This window comes from Mycolicibacterium wolinskyi str. Jessa 2025, assembly GCF_049241375.1.
Lineage (GTDB): Bacteria > Actinomycetota > Actinomycetes > Mycobacteriales > Mycobacteriaceae > Mycobacterium > Mycobacterium wolinskyi.
The window spans coordinates 3,449,641-3,460,793 of sequence record NZ_CP185960.1 but is presented as its reverse complement, the minus strand read 5'-3'; the positions used below and the strand labels follow the sequence as shown (position 1 = coordinate 3,460,793).

At 67.3% G+C, this 11,153-nt stretch carries 11 protein-coding genes; 7 read left to right on the top strand and 4 right to left on the bottom strand.

Features of this window, described 5'->3' with window-relative positions; genetic code table 11:
- Nucleotides 1-32 precede the first annotated feature (32 nt).
- Genes ACOI2T_RS17015 through ACOI2T_RS17005 form a run of 3 tightly spaced genes read left to right on the top strand, consistent with a single transcriptional unit; the run spans nucleotide 33 to nucleotide 3,059 of the window.
- Nucleotides 33-806: a DUF899 domain-containing protein gene (locus tag ACOI2T_RS17015; protein ID WP_409505769.1), complete on the top strand. Its 774-nt coding sequence runs from the start codon at nucleotides 33-35 to the stop codon at nucleotides 804-806.
- Nucleotides 793-1,458, top strand: coding sequence for a maleylpyruvate isomerase family mycothiol-dependent enzyme (locus tag ACOI2T_RS17010; RefSeq protein WP_409505768.1), 666 nt, complete (start codon nucleotides 793-795; stop codon nucleotides 1,456-1,458). The genes ACOI2T_RS17015 and ACOI2T_RS17010 overlap by 14 nt, the downstream gene beginning before the upstream one ends.
- 38 nt (nucleotides 1,459-1,496) lie before the next feature.
- A complete protein-coding gene (locus tag ACOI2T_RS17005) occupies nucleotides 1,497-3,059 on the top strand; it encodes a class I adenylate-forming enzyme family protein (RefSeq protein WP_409505767.1) in 1,563 nt (520 codons plus the stop codon).
- On the opposite strand, the gene ACOI2T_RS17000 is transcribed toward ACOI2T_RS17005, so the two are convergent.
- Together ACOI2T_RS17000 and ACOI2T_RS16995 are read right to left on the bottom strand one after the other, a co-directional pair.
- A complete protein-coding gene (locus ACOI2T_RS17000; protein WP_067855751.1) occupies nucleotides 3,056-3,430 on the bottom strand; it encodes an NYN domain-containing protein in 375 nt (124 codons plus the stop codon). The two genes, ACOI2T_RS17005 and ACOI2T_RS17000, sit on opposite strands and share 4 nt — an antisense overlap.
- A gap of 29 nt (nucleotides 3,431-3,459) precedes the next feature.
- On the bottom strand, nucleotides 3,460-5,175 hold the full coding sequence (locus ACOI2T_RS16995) for an esterase/lipase family protein (RefSeq protein ID WP_409505766.1): 1,716 nt from the start codon (nucleotides 5,173-5,175) through the stop codon (nucleotides 3,460-3,462).
- Between the two features lie 188 nt (nucleotides 5,176-5,363).
- Between ACOI2T_RS16995 and ACOI2T_RS16990 the strand changes: the two genes are divergently transcribed.
- Nucleotides 5,364-6,260: an RNA polymerase sigma-70 factor gene (locus ACOI2T_RS16990; RefSeq protein ID WP_409505765.1), complete on the top strand. Its 897-nt coding sequence runs from the start codon at nucleotides 5,364-5,366 to the stop codon at nucleotides 6,258-6,260.
- 3 nt (nucleotides 6,261-6,263) lie between these two features.
- Here the strand turns inward: ACOI2T_RS16990 and ACOI2T_RS16985 are convergent, their stop codons facing one another.
- The gene (locus tag ACOI2T_RS16985; RefSeq protein WP_409505764.1) at nucleotides 6,264-7,004 is read right to left on the bottom strand and encodes a M15 family metallopeptidase; all 741 of its coding nucleotides are present in this window, start codon (nucleotides 7,002-7,004) and stop codon (nucleotides 6,264-6,266) included.
- A 26-nt stretch (nucleotides 7,005-7,030) separates the two neighbouring features.
- Nucleotides 7,031-7,594: a TetR family transcriptional regulator gene (locus ACOI2T_RS16980; protein ID WP_409505763.1), complete on the bottom strand. Its 564-nt coding sequence runs from the start codon at nucleotides 7,592-7,594 to the stop codon at nucleotides 7,031-7,033.
- A 101-nt stretch (nucleotides 7,595-7,695) separates the two neighbouring features.
- Here ACOI2T_RS16980 and ACOI2T_RS16975 point away from each other — a divergent pair, with 101 nt between their 5' ends.
- The 3 genes from ACOI2T_RS16975 to ACOI2T_RS16965 all read left to right on the top strand — a co-directional run bounded on the left by ACOI2T_RS16975 (nucleotide 7,696) and on the right by ACOI2T_RS16965 (nucleotide 11,151).
- Complete coding sequence (locus tag ACOI2T_RS16975) at nucleotides 7,696-8,580, top strand: SDR family oxidoreductase (RefSeq protein ID WP_409505762.1); 885 nt, start codon at nucleotides 7,696-7,698, stop codon at nucleotides 8,578-8,580.
- A gap of 82 nt (nucleotides 8,581-8,662) precedes the next feature.
- Complete coding sequence (locus ACOI2T_RS16970) at nucleotides 8,663-9,931, top strand: GTP cyclohydrolase II (RefSeq protein WP_409505761.1); 1,269 nt, start codon at nucleotides 8,663-8,665, stop codon at nucleotides 9,929-9,931.
- Complete coding sequence (locus ACOI2T_RS16965) at nucleotides 9,931-11,151, top strand: URC4/urg3 family protein (RefSeq protein WP_409505760.1); 1,221 nt, start codon at nucleotides 9,931-9,933, stop codon at nucleotides 11,149-11,151. Before ACOI2T_RS16970 ends, ACOI2T_RS16965 begins: the two co-directional genes overlap by 1 nt.
- The last annotated feature ends 2 nt before the right edge of the window (nucleotides 11,152-11,153 follow it).

Here is an 11,153-nt window from a genome sequence, read left to right as displayed (position 1 = left end):
TGTTGAATGTTGAGATGACGGAAGGACCACACATGAAGACCCCTCCGATCGTGTCGGCGCCGGAATGGGACACCGCGCTGCAACAGATGCTGGTCAAGGAGAAGGAGTTCACCCGCGCCAGGGATGCGCTGGCCGCGATGCGTCGGCGGATGCCGTGGACGCCGGTGGAGAAACGCTACGAGTTCGAGGGGCCCGAGGGCACGGTCTCACTACTGGACCTGTTCGCGGGCCGGCGCCAGCTGATCGTGTACCGGGCCTTCCTCGACCCGGGTGTCGACGATTGGCCCGAACACGGCTGCGTCGGCTGTTCGTTGATGGCCGACCACATCCCCAACCTCGCGCATCTGAATGCCCGCGACACCACGCTCGTCTACGCCTCCCGCGGGCCGCAGGCCGACATCCAGCGGATCAAAGCGCGGATGGGCTGGCAGCATCCCTGGTACACGATGGTGCCCGGCCCGGACGGCGCCTTCGACGTCGACTTCGGCGTCGACCAATGGCACGGCACCAACGCCTTCATCCGCGACGGCGATCAGGTGTACCGCACGTACTTCATCGACAACCGCGGCGACGAGGCCTTCGTCAACACCTGGAACTTCCTCGACATGACGGCGCTGGGCCGTCAGGAGACGTGGGAGGACTCACCGGAGGGCTACCCGCAGACCAAGCCCTACGAGTGGTGGTCGTGGCACGACACGTACGCCCAGCACGAGCCGTCGCGGTGGTTCGGCGATCCAGATTCCGACGATCCGAAAGATCCGCGCCCGCCGCGTACCGAGGGATGTGATTCCTGTGGCAGTCACTGATGCGGTGCGGGCCGTCGGCCACTACCAGGAGACGAAAGACCGCATCGTCGAGCTTGTTTCGGAGTCCGACGCGGCGTGGAGCACCGCCGTTGCGGCATGTCCTGGCTGGTCGGTACGTGACGTGGTCGCACATATGACCGCGGTGGCCGAGGACTGGGTGAGCGGCCGCCTGGCCGGGGCGCCCACCGACGAACAGACTGCCGCGCAGGTGGCCCGATTCGCCGCCTTCGACACGGCAGGCATTCTGACCGCGTGGGACGATGCGGCCTCGGCGTTGGCCCGCAAGGCCGACAGCGACGGGCTCAAGCCGCCGCTCGGTGACATCGTCGTCCACGAGCACGACATCCGTGCCGCTCTGGGCCGGCCGGGGGCACGAGATTCGGACGCGGCACGCAGTGTCTGCGACCAGTTGCTCGCCAACCTTTCGACCCCGGTGCCGCTCGTGGTGGCGGTGGAGGATGCCGAGTATCGCAGCGGGCCGGACTCGGGTGCCGAGATACGGCTCGACACAACGCGTTTCGAGGTGTTGCGGTGGCGGACGGGCCGCCGGAGCCGGGCCCAGCTCGCCGCGATGGACTGGTCCGGTGACCCTGCACCCGTGCTCGATTCGCTGTATCTGTTCGGCCCCGCCGACGCCGACTTCATCGAGTAGCCGAACCGGGCGCCCTACACATCGGAGAAGATGGGCGGGTGACTCAACCGCCGCTGACCCTCCCCGCACTTCTCCACCGCAGCGTGAGGGAATTCGGCCAGGCCACATATGTGGTTACGCCGACGGACAGCCTGACATACGACGAGGCCGAGCAGCGCTCGGCTCGTGCGGCCCGGTGGCTGCTGCGTGCGGGTGTCGGCAAAGGCACCCGGGTCGGCCTGTTCTTCGCCAACGGCGCCGACTGGATCGTCTGGTGGCTCGCGGTGTCGCGGATCGGGGCGGTGGCCGTCCCGTTGAGCACGCTGTACCCGCCGGCCGAGCTCGCAAAAGTGTTGCGGTTGGCCGATATCGGGATGTTGGTCGCGCCCCCGCTCGTGCTCAACATCAACGTCGCCGACCGGTTGGAAGCCGCACTGCCCGAGCTCGCCGCCGCGCAGTCCGACGTGCTGGCCGTAAGTGCCGCGCCCTACCTGCGCCGCGTCGTGTTCACCGGCGATACCGGCCGCCTATGGGCCGGCCGATGCGACGACGATGCCGTGGTGCCCGACAGCATTCTGAGCGCCGTCGAAGCCGAGGTCTCCCCCGCCGATCTCGCCGTCATGATTCACACCTCGGGGTCGACCGCCGATCCCAAAGGTGTCCTGCACACCCACGGCACCCTGGCGCGCCAAACCTCGACGTGGCCGAGCGCCATCCGGGCGATCACCCATTCGGACACCGAGGCACGGATCCTGTGCGCCATGCCGTTCTTCTGGATCGGTGGGCTTCTTGCGGCGACGGGCGCGCTGCACGAACCGGTCACCATCGTCGTGCTGCCGAAGCTCGACGCCGAGACCGCACTCGACCTCGCCGAGCGGGAACGCATCACCGGCATCGTCGGATGGCCCGCGTTCACCCAGCGGTTGCGCGAACACCCCACGTTCGACAGCCGCGATCTCAGCAACGCACCGATGTTGCGCGAAGGCCCGCTCGATATCGCGATGACCGATGTCCCCGACGGGTTTCCGGTGCACCGCACGATGACGGAAACCGCGGGCGGCTTTGCGTTCACGGAGATGAGCATCGTCGATGACGACGGCCAGCCGGTCCCGCCCGGCGCCACGGGTCAACTGCTCGTCCGAGGCGTCGGAGTGATGGCGGGTTACAACAAGCGCGAACGGTCCGACACGTTCGATGCGGACGGGTGGTACCACACCGGCGATCGGGTTTACCGCCGCGACGACGATCCGCGCGTGTTCTACGTCGGCCGCACGACAGACCTCATCAAGGCCGCCGGGGCGAACGTGTCACCGCTCGAAGTCGAGGCGGTGGTCGGCGGTCTCGCCGAGGTGGCTCAGTGCATCGTCGTCGGAATCGACGACCCGCAACGCGGCGAGGAGGTGTGCGCAGTGATCGTGCCCGCCACGGAGCTCGATCTTCGCTCGGTCGCCGAGTACACGCGTGCACAGCTTTCCGCCTACAAGGTGCCCACCCGCTGGGTGCTCACCACAAGCGACCGGATCCCGACCCTGCCGAGTGGCAAGTTCGATCGGAAAGCTCTGCGGCAGTTGATCATCGACGGCTCACTGACATCGACTCGGGTTGGCGCGACGCGAGGTTAATCCGGATCGATCAGCCGCCGGAAACCTGCGGCTGCATGGACCGAAGCCCCGGCGGCCCTGACCCGTTCGGCCAACGTGCTGTCCGACGTCACGACGGTGATGTCGGCGGGCCGTGAATCGCTTGTCACCAGGCGCACGATCTCGTCGTCGGCGGAGTTCGCCGCTGCCTCGGGCGCATTGGCGATGTCGATCACGGCCGACTCGATGGGCGGCGAGACCGGCGACTCGAACACCACCTGTACGCTTCGGCCTTCCGTGGTTGCCCAGCGCTCCAGCCGATCGACCAAGCGAGCCATCGCGCCCCGACGGTCTTTCCACCAGCCGTCCGGGCGAGAGCCGATCACATTCATGCCGTCGACGATCCAGCGCATACCGGCGACGATACGGGCAACCCGCCGGGTTACCGCCTCGCTTCCGCGTCGGCCATCCGCCCACTCGTCGTCACGGCGTTGCCGACATCAGGTTCGATCGCGATGCGAAGGCCCGCGTCGAACCCCGGTTCCCCGACCCGAAAAGTCCACTCGTCGCGACTACCGGGAAGCCGACGCGCCCGCTGCACGATGGCTGACCGGTCGCCGGTGACGGCCATCTCGTCAAGCCGGTCACGGGTGTACGGCTCGCGAGCCGAAAGGAATCGCTCGCTCGTGTGAACGAACATCGCCACGCCGTCGTTCGGGAAGACCTGCACGTAGTACTGCTTGACGAAAACCTTGTTGTCGGAGAAGCCGATTCCGCGCGTATCGCGCTCGCCCACATAGATGTCGAGGCGGAACACCAGTCCCTGGCAGGCATTGTCCGGTTTCACGCGCGCGTCGATGTAACCTTCCCAGATCAGCCGGTCGGGTCCGGCCCAGCCGGTGGTCCGGTCACCGGGTGCGGACAGCGCCTTGGTCAGCTCCCCGGCCAGGTCGGGCGGCCCGTCGCTGAGATCCTTCTCGTGAAACGGCCCGTAGCAGTTCTCGGCCGCGGCGCTCTGATGGAAGAGCTCGAAGTCGACACCGCGCGGCTTGATCGAGACCCCGAAGTAGAACTCGCTGCGTCCGAACCAATCTCTCCCACGTTCGATGTTGGCGTCGTCCAGCCACAGCCGCACCCGATGGGTGCCGTGGAAGAAGCGCATCGCGATCTCGTACGATTCGCGCGACGTCACCAGTGAGTCCGCCCCACCGTGGCACTTGTGGATGAATGTGCGCGGGGCGCCGGGCAGTTGTGCGGCGGACTGTTTCACCAACCCGTCACTGCGGTTGTGCTGCAGGGTGCCCTCGTCGAGCAGACTGGAGATTCGGTTGGCAAGTGACGCGGCGGCGCCGTACGCACGGTAGTTCGTACCGACGACCGTGAGTATCCGTTCGACCGGGAACCACTTCTCTACGTTGAGGAAGTCCGTTTTGTCCGGGTTGAACGCGACGAGCTCATCGGCCGCGTTCTCGGCATCCGGAAGTGACTTCAGGAACCATCCGGGGAAACGCTGAAACGCGATGCCGCGGTGCGGGGTACCGAGTGTCACGATCCGATGGATCAGGCGGCGAGCCGTGTCCGTCTCTTCGTTGTGCAACTCCGCGAGCGCCTTACGCACGACGAGACCGCCCATGCTGTGCGCGACGATGTCGACGCCGTGGAAGGTGTCGCCCTTTATCGTCGCGGCACGTTTGATCAGTCGGATCAAGCGCGCCAGACCTTTGCCGTAGCGTTCCATCGCGCGCGGCGACAGGTCGTAGTAGCGGTAGATCCAGATCGTGCCCGCCGTTCCCTCGGCCAGCACGCGCTCGGCCATCTGCGGATCGATGACAACCGTTCCGCTGACCTCGTCCTCGGTGAAGCCGCCGGGGTCGTCGGGGGCTTCGACATCGCTTGAGTAGTAGCCGATGACGTTCGTCGCGTCGGTGTACGGGTACTGCTTGGATTTCAGCGCCCGCAGCAGGAACCCCTCGTAGATGAAGTTGTCGCCGCGTTTCTTTTCGTAGACCGTGCCGTCGTTGAAACCCTGGTAGGCGTTTGCTCTTTCGTCGTTGACATCGACGCCGCCGAACCCGCGGACCAGGATCAACGGGCGCGGTCGGACGGCGTCTTCGGATGATTTCCCGTTCGGCGAGATCGCCTCGACCGGCAGTGTCATCGCGGGTGCCCTTTCGGTGCTGGCAGAACGTGCTGGTGAGGCAACCTTCGCGGATACGCGGCGGGTCGGCGTGAGTAGTCGACTACCTCTTTTCGCCAACTTTTCTCGGGCCCGGTGTCACAAACCCGGCCCGGCCGGTGTCTTGTGGGTGCAACAGTCGACACGCACGAGACAGGAGCCACCGAACCATGACCGCGGAAAGCCCTTCGGATCCGGCCACCGAGGCATTCGTCGCCCATCGCAACGTGCTCTTCACAGTCGCGTATGAGCTGCTCGGGTCGGCGGCGGACGCCGAGGACGTCCTGCAGGAGACGTGGTTGCGGTGGGTGGACGTCGACCTCGACACCGTGCGCGACCACCGCGCTTACCTGGTCCGGATCGCCACGCGGCAGGCCCTCGGGCGGTTGCGCACCCTGAGCAGGCGCAAAGAGTCCTACGTCGGCTCTTGGTTGCCCGAGCCGTTGCTGACCGCGCCGGACGTCGCCGAGGACGTCGAGTTGGCCGACAGTGTTTCGATGGCGATGATGCTCGTGCTGGAGACCCTCATGCCGACCGAGCGGGCCGTGTTCGTGTTACGCGAGGTGTTCGCGGTCGATTACGACGAGATCGCCGAGGCGGTCGACAAGAGCCCGGCCGCGGTACGGCAGATCGCCCACCGGGCACGCCAGCATGTCGCGGCCCGCCGGCCACGGGAGATCGTGTCGGCTGCCGAAACCCGCGGGGCGCTCGCCGCGTTCCAGCGGGCGGTCGAAACCGGTGATCTGCAAGGCTTACTCGACATCCTGGCGCCCGACGTCGTGGCAATCGGCGACGGTGGCGGCCTGAAGCAGGCCTTCCCGCGGCCCATCGTCGGCGCCGACCGGGTGGCCCGCGTGTTTGCCTCCGGGCTACGCAAGTTCGCCGCCGACATGTCGTTCGAGCCGATCGAGGTCAACGGCCACCCGGCCCTGCTCGCCCGGATCGACGGCGAGCTCGACGGTGTGGTGGCGCTGCGCATCGAGGACGGGCTGATCACCGGCATGTACTACGTGCGCAATCCGCAGAAGCTGACCCGCATCGACCGCGAGTTCACGATGGCACGTTGAGGTTCACCGCTTCTCGAAGTGCTGGTAGTCGATCGGCGACCGCCACAAGCCGCCCCATTGCCACCCTCGGTCGGTGAACGCGAGCACGGCCGGGTCTCCGGGGTGCAGGAGCCCGGGGTCGATTCGGGAGCGATCCACGTACGGCCCGGCGTTGGCGGGCTCCACCCCACCGCTGCCGATGTATGGATTGAGCAAGGGGTTCACGTCGATCGCACGGCCGTACGCGTGCAGTGACCAACTGCGCGAACCGGGGATGCCACGGCAATTGAACGCCGAGGTGTTGTTGTCACGCATCGACAGTTCGTCGTCGGCGCGGGGATAGTGGTCGACGGTGCGCATCTTCTCGATCGGATAGCGCTGCTGGAGCAATTCCGCGAAGATCGTGATGACTTCGGGCACAAGGTCTTTGTGCACGACGAGCGCCCCGCGATGCGTTCGGCCGTCGAATCTGAGGTAGTCGAGTTCGACCCGCCGCAGCACCTCGGGCCCGGCCGGGCAGCCCGGTCGCCACGTCGTGCCGAGCTCGGCCACGGTGACGGGATGGACGGTTGCCGGCACCGGTTGGCGCGTCGTCGTGGTTGCCGTTGTCGTCGTTGTTGTCGTCGTAGTCGGGGATGGTGGTGGCGACACCGCTGTCGGGGGCGGTTGCGGCGGCGCGCTCGAGCACTGGACGAGCGGAAGGCACGCGACGGCGATCAGCGCCGCAGCACACCGGCGCCGCGCGGTCGGCCGGTCAGTGGTCACCCTTCCGTTGTAACCGCCACGGCCGGTCAGCTCGCGGTGAGTGTTCGCATCTCTTCGAGGGCTGCCCTGATCACCGTGCGCAGATCTGCCTCGCGGCTGCCGGCGATCCAACGTTCGAATGCCACCTTGAACACCGCGATACCGGCTTCGGCCGCGAGGTCGGCGGCGATGTCGGACACTCCTCGGTTCCGCAGCGCGTCGCCGACCCCGGCCGCCAATGAGGCGAGCTTGATGAGTTCGCGCTCCTGCAGCGCGGTGTTGGCGGCGATGACGGCTTGCCGCCGACGCGCATGGTCGTAGCGTCCCGCGAACATCTCCCCTGCCGCGTCGAGCCCGGCGGCGACCGCATCGATGGGCGAAAGCGCTTCGTCGGCACCCGCGACGGCGGTGACGAACACGTCGTGCAACACGCCCTCACCCCAGAAGAGCACCTCGCGCTTGTCGGCGAAGTACCGGAAAAAGGTGCGCTCGGTCAGCCCGGCCCGCTGCGCGATCTCGGCCACCGTCGTCTGGTCGAAGCCGCGTTCGCTGTAGAGCTCCAGCGCGGCCTGTGCGAGCCGACCCTGCGCGTCGGGTTCCCAGCGACTCATGCACTGATCCTAGGGGAATGACAGTGACTGTCATCGACGTTATGGTGATGACAGCAACTGACATCGCAATGCGATGCCAGACCGTTCAACAGGAGGTATCCATGCGAATCTTCGTCACCGGCGCGTCGGGTTTCATCGGCTCGGCCGTCGTTCCCGAGCTCGTCAACGCCGGCCATGAGGTGGTCGGCCTGGCTCGTTCGGACGCATCGGCCGATGCACTGGCCGCCCTCGGCGCCGGGGTTCATCGCGGCGACCTGACGGATCCGGACAGCCTGCGAGCCGGCGCGGCCGACGCCGACGGCGTCATCCACCTGGCGTTCGTACACGACTTCACCGACTACGAACAGGCCGGCGAAACCGATCGGGTCGCGATCGAAGCGCTCGGCGCGGCGTTGGCCGGTTCGGGCCGCCCGCTCGTCGTCACGTCCGGTCTCGCCGGATTCCCGGACGCCACCGAGGACGACGCACCGCCGCCCGGTGCACTTCGCCGATCGGAGGCCGCAGCCCAGGCACTCGTCCCCCACGGCGTGCGGGTGTCGGTGGTGAGGCTCCCACCTTCGGTGCACGGCGAAGGCGATCACGGTTTCGTGCCCCGCCTGATCTCGATCGCGCACGAGAAAGGTGTGGCGGGCTACCCCGGTGACGGATCGAACCGCTGGTCGGCGGTGCACCGACTCGACGCCGCCCGGTTGTTCCGGCTCGCCCTCGAACACGCACCCGCCGGAGCGCGACTGCAGGCGATCGCCGACGACGGGATTCCGGTTCGCGAGATCGCCGAGGCAATCGGGCGTGGCTTGAACCTTCCGGTGGCATCGATACCCGGCGACGAGGCACTCGACCACTTCGGCTGGCTCGGCGCGTTCTTCTCCCTCGATGCCGGGGCGTCGAGTGTGTTGACCCGTCAGCGGTTCGACTGGAAACCAACCCGGCCCGGTCTGCTTGCCGATCTCGCCGAGGGGCACTATTTCAGCTCGGTCACAGCCTGACGGCTGACCCCTGCACGTCCGGTCGATTCAGGGTTGACTGGAAGCCTCATCCGGGCGCGTGCACGGGGAAGGAGCGATGACCATGGTCGCTGAATCAGGTCCGGGCACATCGCCGACACCGAACCGGCATATCCGGCTGACATCGCACAGCGGTGCCGTCGACGCACTCACGATCCGGTGGGGGGCCGCGACCGCGAAGGAGCGCGGCCCCGTGATCGGCACGACGACCACCCGCGCCCACCGCAATGTGATCGGCACCCACAGCGGCTCCTACAGCGTCTACCGGGCGCTCGCGGTCGCGGCTGGCGCCCTCTCACCGGCCCATCGGGCCGACCTGACGAATACCGCGCCGACCGATGTCATCGGCCCGTATCCGCAGTGGAGCGAACCCGGCGCGATCGTGAGCCTGGATCCATGGGGCGCGATGGTGGCCGACGCCTTCACCGCCGAGTTGGCGGCGGGCTACGACATCCGTCCGACGATCGCCGTCACCAAGGCGCACGTGATGCTTCCCGAGATCACCGATGCGATCGCCCGGGGCCGACTGAACCCGGACGGACGGACCCTGCTGTCCAACGGTGCGGCGTTGGTGACCAAGGCGGCGATCGAGCCGGTCTGGTATCTGCCGGGCGTCGCCGCGAGGTTCGGCTGCAGCGAAAACGCTTTGCGCCGTGTGCTGTTCGAAGAGACCGGTGGCATGTACCCGGAGCTGGTCACGCGTGGTGATCTGGAGGTGTTCCTACCGCCCATCGGCGGGCAGACCCTCTACATCTTCGGCGACGCACGCGATCTGGCCGATCCGGCCGTCGAGCTGACCGCTCGTGTGCACGACGAATGCAACGGTTCGGACGTCTTCGGATCCGACATCTGCACCTGTCGGCCCTACCTGACCCACGCGATCGAAGAGTGCATTCAGGGCGCGCAGCGCGGCGGCGTCGGCCTGGTCGCCTACTACCGCAAGGAAGGCCGCGCACTCGGTGAGGTCACGAAATTCCTTGTGTACAACGCCCGTAAGCGTCAGGCCGGCGGCGACACCGCCGACCAGTATTTCGCCCGCACCGAATGCGTCGCCGGCGTCCAGGACATGCGCTTCCAAGAACTCATGCCCGACGTGCTGCACTGGCTCGGCATCCGCAAGATCCATCGCCTGGTGTCGATGAGCAACATGAAGTACGACGCCATCGTCGGTGCCGGAATCGAGGTCGGCGAACGGGTCAACATCCCCGACGAGTTGATCCCGGCCGACGCCCGGGTCGAGATCGACGCCAAGATGGCCGCCGGTTACTTCACCCCGGGACCGGTGCCGGATGCCGACGAGTTGAAGATCGCCAAGGGCCGCGGACTCATTTGATGACCACCATCGACACCGAGGCCGCGGCGGCGGTAGAGACCCTGCACACCACCGCCGCCATCCGCGAACGGGCACAGTTCCTCCTGCAGCGCGCCCGCGCCGGCGAATCCACGTGGTTCCACGTCGACGACGATGCGCTGCCCGTCGCGGCGGGCGAGGTGGCGACGCTGACCCGAGACCGCTATCCCGATCTCGATGTCCCCTACCACAGCCGGTGGCGGCATCTCGAAGCGGGCGGGGTCGACTGCAAGGCCGAAATCGACTGGGCATCAACCGGTTCGGACGCTGCGTCGCGCGCCCGCTCGATGATCGATCTGACCGTCGTGAGCGTGCTCCTCGACGCAGGCGCCGGGCCGGACTGGCAGTACGCCGAACCGGGCACCGGTTTACGTTTCGGGCGGTCCGAGGGTCTGGGCGTGGCAAGCTGGCACGCCTTCTGCGGTGGACTGTTCTCCAGCGACCCGGCCCAGCCGTTGCAGGTGGACGCGACGGGACTGCGCGCCCTCGACGCGGGCCGGCTTGCCGACGCGTTTCAGGTGAGGGCCGACAATCCGGTGGTCGGGCTCGACGGCCGGCTGCACCTGCTGCACCGACTCGCCGATGCGCTGGTGGCACAGCCGGAGGTGTTCGGCGTGCCGGGGCGTCCCGGTGGGCTGTTCGACGTCCTTGCCGGGCCTTCGGTCGCCGCCCACGACATCCTGACGCGCCTGTTGACGTCGCTGTCCGGGATCTGGCCTGCCGACAACACCATTGACGGCAGGCCGCTCGGGGACTGCTGGCGCCATCCGGCTGTTCCCGGCCCCGGCCTTTCCGAGGGCTGGATGCCCTTTCACAAACTCTCCCAATGGCTGACCTATTCACTGCTGGAACCGTTCGAATGGGCCGGCGTAACCGTGACCGACCTCGGCGCGTTGACCGGACTGCCCGAGTACCGCAACGGCGGGCTGCTGCTCGACAGCGGCGTGTTGCAGCTTCGGGACCCCACACTGGCCTCTCAGACGTGGGCCGTGGGCGACGAACTCGTCGTCGAGTGGCGTGCCTTGACGGTGGCGCTGCTGGACGAACTGGCAGACCTGGTCCGCGAGCGGCTCGGCGCACCGGAACTGCCGTTGGCGTGCGTGCTGGAGGGCGGCACCTGGGCGACAGGCCGTGCACTGGCACAGCGGTTGCGGGCCGGCCGCCCGCCACTGTCCATCGTCAGCGACGGCACCGTCTTCTAGGA

What these genes read in the sequence shown, in the direction of transcription:
- ACOI2T_RS17015 (WP_409505769.1), top strand. Translation starts at nt 33, where the DNA reads ATGAAGACCCCTCCGATCGTGTCGGCGCCGGAATGGGACACCGCGCTG.
- ACOI2T_RS17000 (WP_067855751.1), bottom strand. Translation starts at nt 3,430, where the DNA reads ATGCGCTGGATCGTCGACGGCATGAATGTGATCGGCTCTCGCCCGGAC.
- ACOI2T_RS16995 (WP_409505766.1), bottom strand. Translation starts at nt 5,175, where the DNA reads ATGACACTGCCGGTCGAGGCGATCTCGCCGAACGGGAAATCATCCGAA.
- ACOI2T_RS16990 (WP_409505765.1), top strand. Translation starts at nt 5,364, where the DNA reads ATGACCGCGGAAAGCCCTTCGGATCCGGCCACCGAGGCATTCGTCGCC.
- ACOI2T_RS16980 (WP_409505763.1), bottom strand. Translation starts at nt 7,594, where the DNA reads ATGAGTCGCTGGGAACCCGACGCGCAGGGTCGGCTCGCACAGGCCGCG.
- ACOI2T_RS16975 (WP_409505762.1), top strand. Translation starts at nt 7,696, where the DNA reads ATGCGAATCTTCGTCACCGGCGCGTCGGGTTTCATCGGCTCGGCCGTC.
- ACOI2T_RS16970 (WP_409505761.1), top strand. Translation starts at nt 8,663, where the DNA reads ATGGTCGCTGAATCAGGTCCGGGCACATCGCCGACACCGAACCGGCAT.
- ACOI2T_RS16965 (WP_409505760.1), top strand. Translation starts at nt 9,931, where the DNA reads ATGACCACCATCGACACCGAGGCCGCGGCGGCGGTAGAGACCCTGCAC.